At 69.9% G+C, this 14,681-nt stretch carries 12 protein-coding genes; 2 read left to right on the top strand and 10 right to left on the bottom strand.

The window, feature by feature from the left end; all coding sequences use genetic code 11:
- Nucleotides 1-3: 3 nt before the first annotated feature.
- Nucleotides 4-1,389: a UbiD family decarboxylase gene (locus ACLBYG_RS29405; protein WP_447683815.1), complete on the bottom strand. Its 1,386-nt coding sequence runs from the start codon at nucleotides 1,387-1,389 to the stop codon at nucleotides 4-6.
- A 176-nt stretch (nucleotides 1,390-1,565) separates the two neighbouring features.
- Between ACLBYG_RS29405 and ACLBYG_RS29400 the strand changes: the two genes are divergently transcribed.
- A complete protein-coding gene (locus tag ACLBYG_RS29400; RefSeq protein WP_091861411.1) occupies nucleotides 1,566-2,489 on the top strand; it encodes a LysR family transcriptional regulator in 924 nt (307 codons plus the stop codon).
- Between the two features lie 107 nt (nucleotides 2,490-2,596).
- Entirely contained in the window at nucleotides 2,597-3,169 is a 573-nt protein-coding gene (locus ACLBYG_RS29395; RefSeq protein WP_029357556.1) for a UbiX family flavin prenyltransferase, read from the top strand.
- Between the two features lie 7 nt (nucleotides 3,170-3,176).
- Here ACLBYG_RS29395 and ACLBYG_RS29390 read toward each other — a convergent pair whose 3' ends face one another.
- From ACLBYG_RS29390 to ACLBYG_RS29350, 9 genes are all read right to left on the bottom strand, one after another.
- A complete protein-coding gene (locus ACLBYG_RS29390; protein WP_029357555.1) occupies nucleotides 3,177-3,644 on the bottom strand; it encodes a TIGR02444 family protein in 468 nt (155 codons plus the stop codon).
- Between the two features lie 31 nt (nucleotides 3,645-3,675).
- Entirely contained in the window at nucleotides 3,676-5,025 is a 1,350-nt protein-coding gene (locus ACLBYG_RS29385) for an MFS transporter (protein WP_447683814.1), read from the bottom strand.
- Between the two features lie 173 nt (nucleotides 5,026-5,198).
- Nucleotides 5,199-6,005, bottom strand: coding sequence for an enoyl-CoA hydratase/isomerase family protein (locus ACLBYG_RS29380; RefSeq protein WP_029357553.1), 807 nt, complete (start codon nucleotides 6,003-6,005; stop codon nucleotides 5,199-5,201).
- 35 nt (nucleotides 6,006-6,040) lie between these two features.
- Nucleotides 6,041-7,600 carry an AMP-binding protein gene (locus tag ACLBYG_RS29375; protein ID WP_447683813.1) on the bottom strand — a complete coding sequence of 520 codons (1,560 nt, stop codon included), beginning with the start codon at nucleotides 7,598-7,600 and terminating at the stop codon, nucleotides 6,041-6,043.
- Nucleotides 7,593-8,126 (bottom strand): (2Fe-2S)-binding protein, encoded by a 534-nt coding sequence (locus tag ACLBYG_RS29370; RefSeq protein WP_029357551.1) that lies wholly within the window; start codon nucleotides 8,124-8,126, stop codon nucleotides 7,593-7,595. The genes ACLBYG_RS29375 and ACLBYG_RS29370 overlap by 8 nt, the downstream gene beginning before the upstream one ends.
- Nucleotides 8,114-8,977: an FAD binding domain-containing protein gene (locus tag ACLBYG_RS29365; protein ID WP_447683812.1), complete on the bottom strand. Its 864-nt coding sequence runs from the start codon at nucleotides 8,975-8,977 to the stop codon at nucleotides 8,114-8,116. The genes ACLBYG_RS29370 and ACLBYG_RS29365 overlap by 13 nt, the downstream gene beginning before the upstream one ends.
- On the bottom strand, nucleotides 8,974-11,949 hold the full coding sequence (locus tag ACLBYG_RS29360; protein WP_447683811.1) for a xanthine dehydrogenase family protein molybdopterin-binding subunit: 2,976 nt from the start codon (nucleotides 11,947-11,949) through the stop codon (nucleotides 8,974-8,976). The genes ACLBYG_RS29365 and ACLBYG_RS29360 overlap by 4 nt, the downstream gene beginning before the upstream one ends.
- A gap of 128 nt (nucleotides 11,950-12,077) precedes the next feature.
- Nucleotides 12,078-12,935, bottom strand: a complete 858-nt coding sequence (locus tag ACLBYG_RS29355; protein ID WP_029357547.1) for a helix-turn-helix transcriptional regulator — start codon at nucleotides 12,933-12,935, stop codon at nucleotides 12,078-12,080.
- 60 nt (nucleotides 12,936-12,995) lie between these two features.
- On the bottom strand, nucleotides 12,996-14,387 hold the full coding sequence (locus ACLBYG_RS29350) for a sodium:solute symporter family protein (RefSeq protein WP_447683810.1): 1,392 nt from the start codon (nucleotides 14,385-14,387) through the stop codon (nucleotides 12,996-12,998).
- Between the last annotated feature and the right edge of the window lie 294 nt (nucleotides 14,388-14,681).

Here is a 14,681-nt window from a genome sequence, read left to right as displayed (position 1 = left end):
GGATCAGCCGATCGCCGCGCGCCAGTCGGCGCCGGACGCGAGCACCGCGTCGAGATCGACCTCGGCCTCGCCGGGAACGCGGATGCGCTTGAATTTCATGGGGGGCGCGTCGAGGGGAACGGTCGCGTCGAGACCCATCTTCGCGCCGACCCCCTCGCGGCCCGAGGGATCGAGCTTCGAGCCCTGGGCGTGAGGGATGACGACGAGGTCGCGGTCCGCCTGAAACCGCGTCGAGATCGCCCATTCGACTTCCTGCGGGGCGTGGATGTCGACATCCGTATCGACCACGACGGCGTGCTTGATGTCGTAGTGGGCGGCGAAGGCCCCGAGCAGCACGTTCTTGGCCTCGCCCTCCTGCGTCTTCCGCAGGCGGACGTAGAGGTGGTAACGGCCGACTCCCCCCAGGGACAGATGCACGTCCTCGACACCGGGGAAGCTGCGCTGGAGCGTCGCGAGGATCGTGGCCTCGCGGGGGATCGCCCCCAGCAACAGATGCTCCAGACCGCCCCCGACGATCATGTGGAAGATCGGGTCGCGCCGGTGCGTCACCGCGTCGACCCGCATGACGTGCCGCTTGGCCCGCTCCCCGTAATATTGCGGGAACTCCCCGAACGGCCCTTCGGGCTCGCGGATTTCAGGCAGGAGGTGGCCCTCGATCACGATCTCTGCGTTCGCCGGAACGCGCACGCCGTTCGTCCGGCACTTGACCACGTCGAGGGGTTGGCCGGTGAGCGCCCCGGCGATCTCCAACTCGTCGTGGCCGAGGGGCACGATGGCCTGGGATGCGAGGAGGCAGGCGGGATCGACGCCGACCACGAGGGCCACTTCGAGGCCCCGGCCCTGGGCCTCGGCCTTGCGGTAGAAATTGTCGGTATGCCGGGGCAGGACCAGCACGCCGATCCTGTCCGGACCGCTGATCTGGCAGCGCAGGATGGCGACGTTCTGCAGGCCGGTCTCCGGGTCCCGGGAGATCATCAGGCCCGCCGAGATGTAGGGGCCGCTGTCGTGCTCGTTCAGAGTCGGCACCGGCAGGAGCTTCAGGATGTCGAGTCCCTCCCGGTGGACGACCTCCTGCGCGGGGGCGGAGTGGCGTTCGTGCCAGGGGAGCGGCTGGGCGGCGGCCTGCTGGAAATGGGCGACGAGGCGATCCTGCGTGGTGCCGAGGGCTTCCGCCATCCAGGCCCGGCTCGACACGAGGCCCGAGACGATGGTGCCCGGATGCCCCCCGGGCTGCGGAAACAGGCTGGCCTGCCGGCCGTCGAGGCGGTTTGCCACCGCCGCCGCCTCGTGGCGCAAGCCGATTCCCGGCCGCGCGATGGCGAGGCGCCCATCCCCGGACAGCCGATCGAGCCAGTCGCGGAGGGAACGAACGGGAGTGGGCGCGTTCATGCTGTCCTCACGGCGGGGTCGTCTGAACCAAGCTTGCCAGGGGAGGAAGCGTTAAGCCCTTCCCGCAGGCGGGAAAAATAACGATTGGTGATGCCGCCCATCAGCCGGTTTGAATTGCGCCGACCGGCCCGCGCATGGTCCTCTGGCGCGTTGCTCGTGTCGCCCGGGTCCCGTGTATGGATCTCCGTCAGATCTCCTACTTCGTCGCCCTGTTCGAGGAGGGCAGCGTCACCCGCGCCGCGCAGCGGATGAACGTCGTCCAGCCCGCGCTCAGCATGCAGATCGCCAAGCTGGAACGGGAACTTGGCCAGCGCCTGTTCGACCGCCAGCCGAAGGCCATGGTGCCGACAGCCGCCGGCCGGACGCTGCACCGGCTGGTCCACCCGATCCAGCGGGATGTCGCCGAGGCCCGGGCGGCCATGGCGCGCCTGTCCCAAACCGTGTCGGGCCGCGTCACGGCGGGCATCCTGTCGTCCCTGTCGATGAGCGTGATCCCCAGCGTCCTCGCTCGCTTCGCGGCGGCCTACCCAGAGGTCGAGCTGTCGCTGGCCGATGGCTACAGCAGCACCTTCATCGAGGGCGTCGGCAGCGGCGCCCTCGACCTCGCGGTGATCAACCGGCCGGCCCGCCGCCTCGGCCTCGTCATGGCACCCCTCCTCGACGAGGAAATGGTCGTGGTCGGCGGGCGCGATACACCGTTGCCGGTGCCCCTACCCCTCCGGATGGCGGACCTCGCCGCCCTCGACCTGATCCTGCCGTCGACCCGCCACGGCCTGCGCGTCGAACTCGACCGCCGTGTCGCCGCCGCGGACGTGACCCTGTGCCCGAAGCTCGAACTCGACCTGCCCCCCGCGATCGCGGACTTCGTGGCGCGCTCGACGCGTTTCACTGTGCTGCCGAGCATCGCCGTCAGCCGACAGCTCGCCGACGGGTCCCTCAAGGCCTATCGCATCGTCGCGCCGCGCATCGCCCGCGAATTGGTGATCATCCACCATCCGCAGAAACCGCTCAGCCACGCGGCGCAGCTCCTCATCGGCATCCTTGAAGAAGAGTTGAACGCGGCGGCGGCCGCACTCCAGGCCCATATCATCACCGGTTGAGCCCCCGGACTGATGGCAGCGATCAGCCGACGTTATTCGACACGGGCGAGCACACCCCGATACTGTCACCGGCAACGTCGCCGCGCCCGTTGCGGCCGGGAGGAACGATGACACCGCTGCCCCTCGTGGTCGGCATCTCGGGTGCTTCGGGGGTGATCTATGGGATCCGTCTCCTGGAAATCCTGCGCGACCTCGCGATCCCGGCCCATCTCGTGATGTCGCGCTCGGCCGAGGTGACGCTGGCCCATGAGACCGACCTCAAGGTCGCCGACGTCCGCGCCCTGGCCGCCAAGACCTACGCCCAGGGGGATATCGGCGCCTCGATCGCCTCCGGATCCTTCCGGACCCGCGGCATGGTCGTGGCGCCCTGCTCCATGCGGAGCCAGGCCGAGATCGCGACCGGCGTCACATCCGGCCTGCTGACGCGGGCCGCCGACGTGACCCTGAAGGAGCGCCGCCGCCTCGTCCTGATGGTGCGGGAGACCCCCCTCCACACCGGCCACCTCCGCACCATGACGGCGCTCTCGGAAATGGGGGCGATCATCGCCCCGCCGGTTCCGGCCTTCTACGCGCGTCCGGAGAGCCTCGCCGACATGGTGGACCATACGATCGGGCGGGTTCTCGACCTGTTCGACATCGACGCACCCGGCGTCCGGCGTTGGCGGAGCGGAGAAGGCTGACCGGCGCTCAGCCCTCCAGCGCCGTCGCGAGAACCCGCAGCGGTGCCTCCGGCCAGGTCCGGCCGAGATGCGCGGCATAGAGGGCCAGGGCCTCGCCGCCCGAACTCGCCGGCATATCCGGGACCGGCGCGGCCTCGAAGAGAGCCGCGAGAGCGAGGCGCTCCGCCTCGATCTCCGCGAGCTTGATCCGCTCCCGGAGCGCCTCCGTCGTCTGGCCCGAAAGGATGTCCGACCGCATCGCCCGGCGGATCGCCCGTAAGGGACTGATCACCTGCCCACGCCAGGGGCCGATCCGGGCTTCCGCTCCGGCGAGCGCCGAGGCATCCAGCCTTCGTCCGGTCCTCCCGCACCAGATCAGGTACAGGAGCAGGGGCACATCGGCGCCGCCTTCGTCCTGGAGCGCGAGGCAGGCCGCGGCGACGCCGGGCCGGCCGTAGAACGCGCAGGCGAAGGTCCAGAGGGGATCACTCGTCATGGGAGGCCTCCGCCCGCGCAGAACCGTATCGTCAGGCCCGGTCGAGATTGCCCTGCGTCTCGTCGGTCAGGAAGGCACCGACAAGATAGACCAGGGTGACGCCGGTCATGACGACGGCCAGCACCATCGGGATCTGCGTCGGCCCGTCGGCGACGAGGGAGACGAGCGTCGGCAGCATGCCGCCCAGCGCGAAGCCGATGTTCCAGGTCAGGCCCGTCCCCGTGGCCCGCACCGCCGTCGGAAACTTTTCGTTGAGGAAGATCAGCAGCGGCCCGTAGCTGGCGTTGGCGATGAGCGCCAGCAGGAAGGCGCAGGCCGCGACCCCAACGAGGCTCGTCGTGTTCGCCATGGTCAGGAACAGGGCGGGAAAGGCGAGCAGGCGGACGACGCCCATGACGAGGAACGACCGTCTGCGCCCGATATGCTGGCTCAGTTCGCCCATGCCGCAGGCGCCGATCGCCGCCGCGACGTTGGCGCCGATCAGGATCATCGAGGCGGTGGCGTTCGGCACGCCGTTCACGAGCTTGAGAAGGGTCGGCAGGTAGCCGGACGTGAGGTAGTAGGCCGCGCCGCCGCCGAAGGAGATGAGCGTCGCGACCGCGAAGCTTCTCCGGTTGGACGGTGAGAACAGGGAGCGGATCGGCGAGGCCTCCGCCGGAGCGCCTGCCCGGAGCGCCGCCTTCCGGGCCTGGAGATCCTTGAAGATCGGGGATTCCTCGAGATTGCGGAAGAGGATCAGGCCGATCACCGAGGTCAGGAGACCCGAGAAGAACATCAGCCGCCAGCCCCACTCGGTGAAGGCTTCTCCCGGCGCCATGAGCGAGACGACGTAGAAGACCAGGGAGGCAAGCAGGCCGCCGATGGCCGAGCCGCCACCGCCGACCGCCCCGGACATCAGCCCCCGCCACCGCTCCGGGACGGATTCCGTCCCGATCGTGTGAGACGCCGCGACCACGCCGCCGACGAAGATGCCCTGCACGAGGCGGAAGATCAGGAAGATCGCGGTGGCGAGCCATCCGATCTGGCCGACCGTCGGCAGGAGGCCGAAGACCGCCGTCGACAGGCCGACCCCGGTCACCGCCACCATGAGCGCGCGGCGCCGGCCGAACCGGTCCGCATAGGAGCCGAACAGGGCCGAGCCGAGGGGCCGGATCAGCAGCGTGACCGCGAAGGAGGCATAGGCTCCCGCCAGCGACAGCATCGGCTTGTCGGCCGGAAAGAACAGGGCGCCGACGACGGGCGCCACGTAGAGCAGAATGAACAGGTCGAAGAGATCGAGCCCCCAGCCGAACAGCGAGGCCATGGCGGCCGTCGCCGTTTGCCGGCCCGTGGGCTTGGCGTGAGCGGGGGGATCGGATGCGAAGGTTGCGGCGGTCTGCATGGGGTTCCTCCGGGGGATGCGGTCGTTGCCGCGGTGGGCCGGTTCGGGCTCTGGGTCGGGACGGGGGCCATCAGGGCGCGCGCCATCGTGTCCCGCCGGGGCGGGATCGAAGCGGTGCCGTGGGGGTCACGGGGGTGGGGGGAGCTGCCCTGCAGCCCCCCGGCGCGGTGGGTTCAGGAGCCGGTGAAACGCGGGGCGCGCTTGGCGTGGAACGCCTCGACGCCTTCACGGAAGTCGTCGGCCTGCCGCAGGCGGCTGTAGCAGTGTCCCTCGAGCTCGATGGCGATGGATAGGCTCGCGTCCTCGGTGTCGTTGAGGAGCTTCTTGGCGGTGCGCTGGGCGATGGGCGAGAAGGCGCGCAGCTCCTCCACGAGGGCGTCGGTGGCCTTCTCCAGGTCCGCGTCGGGCACGCATTCGGTGGCGATGCCCCAGTCGAGGGCCTGCCGGCCGGGGATGCGCTTCGAACGCATCACGATGTCCTTCGTCCGCGTGATACCGACGATCTTCTGGAGCCGGGCCGAGCCGCCGGAACCGGGGATCTGGCCGAGCTTCTGTTCGGGAAGCGCGTAGCGGCAGGTCTCGGAGACGATGCGGAAGTCGCAGGCCAGCGAGATCTCGAAGCCGACCCCGAAAGTGTAGCCACGGTTGGCGGCGATGACGGGCTTCGAGCAGCGGGCCGGCGCCGCCATGTTCCAGGCGAGCTTCGAGACGTGTTCGGGCGAGGCGTCGAGGAAGCCCTTGATGTAGCCCCCCGACGAGAAGTGCTCGCCCTCCGCCCGCAGGACGATGACCCGCACGCGGGGATCCTCGTCCAGCGCCTCGAACACCTTCCGGATCTCGTCGCGCTGGGGCATCGCGATGACATTCATCGGCGGCCGCGCCAGGATCACGTCGGCACGCTCGCGCTCGGCGTCGATCTCGACGCGGAAGCCGTCGAGGTTCGTCAGGCGCGGGTCGATGGTGGGGGTGTCACTCGTCATGGGGCAGGGCTCTCGCTGAAATTCGTTGGGGGGTGTCAGGCGGCCTCGTGGCCTTCGGCGCGGGGCTCGGCCTCGCCCTCGGGCACGTACTCGCCGGCCACGAGCTGACGGCGCAGCAGCTTGCCGACCGGCGATTTCGGGATCTCGTCCACGAAGACGTAGCGGCGCGGCAGCTTGTGACTCGGCAGGCCGCCCGCCCGGCAATGGGCGTCGAGCGCCGCTTCGTCGGTGCTGCCGCTCCGCTTGATGAAGGCCGCCACGATCCGGCCCCAGCGCTCGTCGGGCAGGCCCACGACGGCGACCTCGGACACGGCCGGATGCAGGGACAGGCGACTCTCGATCTCGACGGGCGAGACGTTCTCGCCCCCGGTGATGATCATGTCGTCGACCCGGCCGGTGACGTAGAGGTCGCCATCGGCGTCGGCGAAGCCGGTGTCGCCGGTAAAGTACCAGCCGTCGCGAAAGGCCTTGGCGTCGGCCTCGGGGCGATGCCAGTAGCCCTCGAAGGCTTCGTCGCCCTTGGCGATGACGGCGATCTCGCCCTCCTCGCCCGGCGCGGCGGTCCGGTCCGGGTCGCCCCCCATGGGCACGACGCGCACCATGGTGTTGAGGCCCGCCCGCCCGGCCGAGCCGGGTTTCACCGCCGCCTCGTGGTTGATCGTGAAGGTGTAGACCTCCGACGAGCCGTAATGGTTGACGAACAGGTCCGGCCGGAACGCCTCGGTCAGGCGGGCGAGCAGGCCGTCCGTCATCGGCGCTCCGGCGAAGCCGAGCTTGCGCACGGAGGTCGTGTCGGTCGCCGGGAAATCCCGGTGGTGCACGAGGTCGTGATAGAGGGTCGGCACGAGGTAGAGGTTGGTGATCCGCTCGGCCGCGATCAGCCGCAGCGCCCCGGCCACGTCGAAGCGCGGCAGGCAGACGAAGGTCCCGCCGATCAGCGACATGGCGAGGAGCGAGCGCACGCCCATCGTGTGGTAGAGCGGCATGACGCCGAGGGTCCGCTCGCCACGCCCGTAGAGGTTTTGCGCCACGTGGGCGAGCGCCGCCGCCCGCTCCGCCCGGTGTCGCCGAGGGACCCCCTTGGGCTTGGCGGTGGTGCCGGAGGTGTAGAGCATCAGCGAGATCGCTTCCGCGTCGACCCGGGGCGTCGCCGGGGGGCCTTCGGTGGCGGCGAGGTCGGCGAAGGCGGTCTCGCCGGGGCCGGGTGGCGTGCCGACGGCGATGCGCGGGATCCGCTGCGACGCCGCGCTATCCCGCAGGCTCCCGGTCGAGACCAGTTCGTAGGCGATGGCGCGGGCTTGCGCGTTCTCGATCGCGAAATCGATCTCCTCGGCCTTGGCCCGCCAGTTGATCGGCGTGATCACGATACCCGCGAACTGGCAGGCCCAGTGCAGGGTCGCCGCCTCGTGCCGGTTCTGAAGGACCGTGACGAGGTGGTCGCCGGGCTTCAGCCCGAGCCGGTCGAGCCCCGCGACGGTCGCGGAGATCACCGCGAACCACTCCGTGTAGGTCAGCCGGGTCTCCCCGTCGACGAGGGCCAGGGCGCGGGGATCGCGGGAGACGCTCGCAAGGAAGCTGGTGCCGAGATCAAGCATGGGCGGCCTCCGGGGATGACGGGGCCGGGATGTCGCCCCTGAGTTCCGCAGCCGCCTCCAGGGCGGCCTCGATGATCGGCGCGTAGCCGGTGCAGCGGCAGAGATGGCCGCCGATCACTTCCGTGATCTCCCGGCGCGACGGGTTCGGCCGAAGCACGAGATAGGCATCGAGCGACATCAGGATGCCGGCGGTGCAGAAGCCGCATTGCAGGGCGTGCCGCCGCCGGAAGGCCGCCTGCAGCACTCCAAGCCGGCCGGGCTCGGGAGCCAGACCCTCGACGGTCCGCACGGCGCAACCCTCGACCCCCACGGCCAGCGTCAGGCAGGCCCGGGCGGGCACCCCGTCGATGGACACCGTGCAGGCGCCGCAGACGCCGTGCTCGCAGCCGACATGCGTGCCCGTGGCCCCGAGCCCGTGGCGCAGGGCGTCGGTCAGCAGGGTGCGGGTCTCGACCTCGACCGTGGTCTCGCGCCCGTTGAGGGTGAAGGCCACCGTGTGACGGCCCTTCGCGTCTAGCTGTGGCATGGCACGGCCTCCTGATGGGTGTCGCCTCTTGCGGCCCTGGCCGCTTCCTCCAGCACCCGGCGGCCGAGACTCCGCACGAGGTCGCGGCGGTAGCGGGCGGTGCCGTGGAGATCGTCCCCCGCGCCGAGGTCCCAGGCGAAGGCGTTGAGGGCATCGTCCAGCGCCGAGCCGTCGAGGTGGGGGAAGTCACGGGCGGTGGGCCGGTCGGCGACGCCGCCGACGGCGAGCCGCATCCGGGTGCCGTCCACGACCGCCGCGCAGGCGACGATGGCGTAGTCGCCGTGCCGACGCCCCACCTCGGCGAAGGCGGTGCCGGCGCCCTCCCGGCGGAGGGGATAGGCGATGGCCTCGATCATCTCATCGTCGGCCCGGTCGGTGACCATCATGCCGGTGAAGAAGTCCTCGGCCGCCACGCGCCGGACTTTCCGGCGGCTGCGCAGGTGAATCTCGCCCTGCAGCGCCACGAGGCAGAGGGGGATTTCCGCGCTCGGGTCGGCATGGGCGACGGAGCCGCACAGCGTCCCCCGTGCCCGGGTCTGGATGTGCCCGACCCACGGCAGGGCGGCGGCCAGCAGCGGTAGGTCCCGGGCGAGCCCCGGCCGGTCGAGCAGGATCGCCTGCCGCACGCCCGCCGGGATGACGAGAGCCCCCTTGTCGAGACGGGGCTCTTTGAGAGCGGGAATGCGCATCACGTCGACGAGCACGGCGGGCTTCGTCAGCCGCATGTTGAGCATCGGCATCAGGGACTGGCCGCCCGCGATGATCCGGGCCTCGGGGCCGTGCTGGCGCAGGGCTTCCAAGGCGTCGTCCAGGGACGTCGCGCGCAGATAGGCGAAGGGCGCGGGCTTCATGCGGACACTCCCAGGCGCGCGAGGAGCCGTCGCAGGGCGGCCGGGAGGCGGAGCCTGCGCTCGCCGGACCCGCCGGCTCGCCGAGCCAGGGCGGTGAAGAATCCGCCGATGATCACCCGCGCGGCCCCGTCGAGGAGGCGCCCGCCCACCGCCGCGACCTTGCCGCCCACCGCCGCCTCGTAGACGTAGGTGATCCGCGTCCCCCCGGCGCCGTCGGGCTCCAGGGTCAGGCGGCCGGTGCCGCCGCCGCTGCCGAGGCCACCCGTCACCGTGCCGGTGAGCGTCACCGCCCGGGGCTCATCGAGATCGCTGAGGGTGACCTCGGCCTTGTAGCGGCCCTTCACCGGGCCGACGCCGAGGGTGACGTCGGCCTGGAACCGTGTGCCGGAGAGCTTCCGCACCCCGTGCGAACCGGGGATGACGGAGGCGAGCACGTCCGGGTCGAGGAGCATCGCCCAGACCGTCTCCGGCGGAGCCGTGACGGCGGCCGAGCCCTCCCCACGCAAGGTGCGGTCGCCCGCCTTCGTGGCGGGCTTCGGGGCAGAGTGGCCGGCGGGGGGCGCTCGTTCCTCCCCGCCCGCCGCGAGGGCAGCGAGCTTGGCGGGGGTCAGGGGCAGGTCGATGGCCTCGAGCCCGAGGGCGTCGGCCACCGCGTTGGCGAGGCAGACCGGGGTCGACATGCAGTTGCCCTCGCCGACTCCCTTGGCGCCGAGCGGCGTGAAGGGCGACGGACTCTCGACGTGCAGGATGCGTAGATCCGGCACCTCGGTCGCGGTGGGCAGCAGGTAATCGGCGAAGGTTCCGGACAGGAAGGCGCCATCGTCGCCGTAGGAGAGTTCCTCGAAGACCGCCGCGCCGAGCGCCTGCGCGAAGCCGCCGCGCACCTGCCCCTCGACCATGCCCGGGTGCAGGATGCGCCCGCAATCGTGCATCGAGACGTAGCGATCGATGATGATCTTGCCGGTGACCCGGTCGATCTCCAGGCCGCAGATGTCGAAGATGAAGCCGTGGCAGAGGGAGGAGTTGATGTGGTCCTCGGCGTCCGGCGCCGTTAGTTCCGGGGGTGTCCAGAACACCGTCTCGCGGATCACCGCGCCGAGATCCTCGGGCACGAGGCCCGGCGACCAGTGGCTCGTGGCGGCCACCCGCGCGAAGGGCAGGCCCGCATCCGGGTTCAATCGCGAGGCGATGCGACCGCCCGCGAAGAGCAAGTCCTCGGGACGCAGGTTCAGCTGCGCCGCCGCGATCCGCGCGAGCCTGTCGCGCAGGCGCGTGGCGGCGAGGTGCGCGACCCCCGCCACGGCGGCGGCGAAGCGGCTCGCGTAGTTGCCCGAGGCGATGGACCACGCATCCTTGGCGGTATCGAGGTCGGCCGTGACGCGGACCTGCTCCATCGGGAGGCCGAGCACGTCGGCCACCACCTGGGCGAGCACCGTCCGGTGCCCCTGGCCCTGCGGCACCGAGGCGACCTGCACCGTCACCGAGCCGACGGGATCGAGGGTGATGGTGGCGGTCGATTGCGCGCCGTTCTTGGGCCCGGCCTTGGCGCGTTCCTCCGCCGTCAGCACGGTGGTGATGTAGCCCATGTTGGAGACGCTGGGCTCGACCGCCGCCGTGAGGCCGAGCCCATAGAGGCGGCCCTCGGCGCGGGCGGCGTCCCGCCGCCGCTTCAGCTCATCGAGCCCGCCGTCCCGGGCGGCTTCGTCGAGGGCGCGCTGGTAATCGCCGGAATCGTAGAGGGCGCCGGTCGCGGTGCGATAGGGAAAGGCGTCGGCCGGAATCAGATTCCGGCGGATCACCGCGAAGGGATCGAGGCCCAGCGTCAGCGCGATGCGCTGCATCAGCCGTTCGAGCGGATAGTAGACCTGCGGCCCGCCGAAGCCGCGCACGAGGCCGGTCGGCGTCTTGTTGGTCAGCACCACCCGGTTGCGCACGGCGACGTTGCGGATGGCGTAGGCGCCGGTGAGGTTGCCGTGCATCCGGTAGAGCGTGGCGGGTTCGGGCGCCCGCAGGTAGGCGCCGCAATCCTCGACCTGATCCCAGTCGAGCGCGGTGACGCGCCCATCCGCGTCGAAGGCGGCCCGGAGGGTCGTGACCCGGTTCGTGGCGGAGACGGAGGCCGAGAGGTGCTCCAGCCGGTCCTCGATCCACTTCACCGGCTGGCCCACGAGGCGCGCCGTGGCGGCGATCAGCACGGCGTAGGGCGCGACGCCCTGCTTCACTCCGAAGCTGCCGCCGGAATCGGGGGGCGTGCGCAGGCGCAGGCGGTTGCCCGGCACCTTCAGCGCCCGGGCCACCACCGCGTGGATGCTGAACGGCCCCTGGAAGTTCGCCAGCACGTCGTAGGAATCGTCGGTGGGATCGTAGGAGGCGACGACGCCGTAGGTCTCCATAGGCGAGCCGGTGTTGCGTGGGTAGCGCACGGTCACGGACAGGCTGTGCGGGCTGTCCGCGAAGGCCGCCTCGGGCTCGCCGTAGCGGAAGCGGCGGTCGCTGACGCAATTGGTGCCGACGCCCTCGTGCAGGATCTCGCTGTCGGGGGCGAGGGCCGACAGCGGGTCGACCACCGCCGGGCGCACCCGGTACTGCACCTCGATCAGGTCGCAGCCGTCCTCCGCGAGGTAGCGGTCGCGGGCGACGACGATGGCGACGGGCTCGCCGACATAACGCACCCGGTCCACCGCGATGGCGCGGGCATCGACGGCCGCCCGCAAGGCCGGGACGAGGCCGGTCGTGACGGCGTCGAGGTCCCGGCCCGTGACCACGGCGGTGACGCCGGGCAGCGCCTTGGCCGCCTGGACGTCGATGCCAAGGATGTCCGCATGGGCGTGGGGCGAGCGCAGGATCGCCGCGTGCAGCGTGCCGGGCCGCGTGCCGAGGTCGTCGATGTAGCGGCCGAGCCCGGAGAGCAGGGCGGCGTCCTCGACACGCTCCACGGACCGTCCGACATAGCTCGATGACACGATGCCCAAGCCGTTTCCTCCGCCGGACCTCTCGATGGGGTCCGTATCTCGGGGAGAATGGCGGCTGCGTGTGGGTGCGGCGATGCCGAGGCGTCTCGCGACTTACCGAAACGTCTCATTCTTTGATGACGGCGCCGTCAGGCAGCGGGCTGCCCGCCCCGCCGGACGATACCGCGGAAGATGCTCGGGGGTACGCTGACGTGGTCCCGGAAGAAGCGCGAGAAATGTGCGGGCGCGGCGAAGCCGAGGCGCATGCCGATCGCGGTGATGGGCTCCTCGCTGCTCACGATGGCCTCGACGGCCTGCTCGATCCGGATCGCGTTCAGGAAGACATGCGGCGGGGCCCCGGTGGATTGCTCGAACAGGCGGTAGAACTGGGCGCGGGAGAGGCCCGCCTCGCGTGCCAGCGCCTCGGTGCCCAGCATGGCGCCGGGCTCTGCCCGCACCCGCGCGATGGTGCGTCGGATGCGCCAGTCGCCAGCGTTGCGCCGGGCGGCGGCGCGGAGGGAGAGGGGCTCCTCGCGCCAAGCCGTGAACCGCTCGATCACGGCGACCATCAGGTTCGACAGCAACTCGTCCTGGATGTGGGAGGAAAGCGGCGCGTAGACCATCTCGGCGGCGAGGTCGTGGGCGAGCCGGCGAATCGTTGGTGTGACGGCGCCCGACGGTTGTCCGAAGAAACCGGGCGCCCCGCTCGCAGCCCAATTCCGCCGGAACGCGCCGAGCCAGTCGGGCTCGATGTACAGAGCCAGGATCATCGCCTTGGCCCGCTGGGGATCGTGCAGGTAGGCGTGGGTCTCCCAGGCGTTGATCAGGACAGCCTGATCGTCGGTGAGCGCGACAACCTGATCGCCGACGAGGAACTGCGTATCGTCTCCCTCGACCTTCAGGAGCACGTGGCAATGCGGGTGCGCGTGGCGGACGAGGCTGCGGTCCATGTCGAGGAGCGCGACGCGGCCGAAGGCGCCATGGGCGATCTCAAGAGCCTCGGACATCTGCACTATTTAGCATGGTCCGCGGGTGGCAGCTAGATCGCCGCCGGGCCCCCCGTCCCGTCAGGGCGCCGCAACCGGTTCGTTCCGGAGCGTGGTCCTCTTGCGGAGTTCGGCGGTACCCATCACCGCCAGGGGAATGACGAGGGCCACATAGGCGTTGTCGATTCCCCCGGGATCGCCGGCGAGGAACCAGCCGATCGTCAGGACGAGGGAAACCAGGATGCTGACGACGGCGGCCCGCGGGGTGCCGAAGCGCGGAGCGTAGAAGGCAAAGACGACCAGGACCGCCAGCGTCGCCCGCAGGGATTTCGCGAGGAAGGTCACTTTCAGGATATCCGGCGCGAAGATCGCCAGGGGAATCGGGATCAGGCCGACGAGCACCGTCATGCTGCGGACGAACCGCAGGGACGATGTCCCATCCTCGCTCCGACGGCGGGGATGATAGAAATCCTTGAACAGCAGGGTGGCGGCGCCGATGCTGAGGGCCGAGATCGTGCCGAACAGGGACCCCGCCAATCCCGCCACCACGATGGCGGCCAGTAGATCGTCCATCCGGGCGATCAGGCCCGGCAAAGCCTGGATCGCGGGGATTCCCGGCAGCAGCGCCGCCGCGCAGACACCGACCAGGGCGGCGCCGATGCCGAACGGCACGAGCAGGAAGGCACAATAAAAGCTGGCCAGCCGCGCCGTGCGCCCGTCCTGCACGGTATTAATGGCCTGGATCACGTATTGCGTCGAGAAGACCGCGCCGATGCCGGCGACCATCCACGCGAAGATCTGCGACCAGCCGACCGTATCGACCGCGAACATCGCTTCGGGCACGCGGGCCCGCAGGTTCGCGAGGCTGCCGACCTGAGACAATCCGAAGGCGACGGCCGCGAGGATGCCAAGATACTTCACGACGGCATGGAGGACGTTCGTGTAGATGACCGAGCGCATCCCCCCGACACTGACATAGAGCGTCGCGACGATACCCGTGATGACGATGGCACTGGTCCGATCGACGTTGAGAAGACCTGCCAGGATCGTACCGCCGCCCGCATAGGTCGAGACTGCGACGATCTGCAGCGCGAAGATCATAATGATTGAGGTCGCGAGCTTGGTCGGGCGACCGTAGGCCTTATTCAACGCCCCGGAGATCGTATTCTCGCCGAGTTCCTTGAAGCGGGGCGCGAGTAGGATGGCGTAAAGAACGAATCCGACGGCGAGGGCGAGGACGTTCCAGGCTGCCGACACGCCGACTCTGTAGGCCGTCTGTGTGGTACCGACGCTCGTCGCAGTCCCGATGAATTCCGACATCAGCAGAAAGCCGATCAGGAACGCCGGATAGCGCGTGCCGCCGGAGGTAAAGCTTCCCGCGCTCCTCGCATGGCGTCGCACAGAGAAACTGATCAGCCCCATCGCCGCCATGTAGGCCAGGGTCAGGGAGAGAACGATCCAGTTTGGCTGCATGGGTGCGGCCTAACGGCAACGCCGTAGCGCCTGGGCGCCAAGGGACCCCAGCATGTTTCCTCCGAAATCATTCGGGGCCGCAGCTTTCTTCGCAGGAACGAGAAGCAACGGCCATTGCGGGGAAAATTAGATTTTGAAGAGGAAGCGGACAAATATTCTGATTTGATCGGCGCCATCAGATAATCTGATTCAGCACTATAATTAATATAAAACGCATCTTTCTAGCCTAAAAAGCTAACATACTCTCAGTGACCCATGTCTGCCATCTCGGGCGGAGTTGGCGCATCCCGATAG

Source organism: Methylobacterium sp. D53M (assembly GCF_053345625.1).
The sequence above is the reverse complement of the archived record's forward strand: the minus strand, read 5'-3'. Positions and strand labels throughout refer to the sequence as shown.

What these genes read in the sequence shown, in the direction of transcription:
- ACLBYG_RS29405 (WP_447683815.1), bottom strand. Translation starts at nt 1,389, where the DNA reads ATGAACGCGCCCACTCCCGTTCGTTCCCTCCGCGACTGGCTCGATCGG.
- ACLBYG_RS29400 (WP_091861411.1), top strand. Translation starts at nt 1,566, where the DNA reads ATGGATCTCCGTCAGATCTCCTACTTCGTCGCCCTGTTCGAGGAGGGC.
- ACLBYG_RS29395 (WP_029357556.1), top strand. Translation starts at nt 2,597, where the DNA reads ATGACACCGCTGCCCCTCGTGGTCGGCATCTCGGGTGCTTCGGGGGTG.
- ACLBYG_RS29390 (WP_029357555.1), bottom strand. Translation starts at nt 3,644, where the DNA reads ATGACGAGTGATCCCCTCTGGACCTTCGCCTGCGCGTTCTACGGCCGG.
- ACLBYG_RS29385 (WP_447683814.1), bottom strand. Translation starts at nt 5,025, where the DNA reads ATGCAGACCGCCGCAACCTTCGCATCCGATCCCCCCGCTCACGCCAAG.
- ACLBYG_RS29380 (WP_029357553.1), bottom strand. Translation starts at nt 6,005, where the DNA reads ATGACGAGTGACACCCCCACCATCGACCCGCGCCTGACGAACCTCGAC.
- ACLBYG_RS29375 (WP_447683813.1), bottom strand. Translation starts at nt 7,600, where the DNA reads ATGCTTGATCTCGGCACCAGCTTCCTTGCGAGCGTCTCCCGCGATCCC.
- ACLBYG_RS29370 (WP_029357551.1), bottom strand. Translation starts at nt 8,126, where the DNA reads ATGCCACAGCTAGACGCGAAGGGCCGTCACACGGTGGCCTTCACCCTC.
- ACLBYG_RS29365 (WP_447683812.1), bottom strand. Translation starts at nt 8,977, where the DNA reads ATGAAGCCCGCGCCCTTCGCCTATCTGCGCGCGACGTCCCTGGACGAC.
- ACLBYG_RS29355 (WP_029357547.1), bottom strand. Translation starts at nt 12,935, where the DNA reads ATGTCCGAGGCTCTTGAGATCGCCCATGGCGCCTTCGGCCGCGTCGCG.
- ACLBYG_RS29350 (WP_447683810.1), bottom strand. Translation starts at nt 14,387, where the DNA reads ATGCAGCCAAACTGGATCGTTCTCTCCCTGACCCTGGCCTACATGGCG.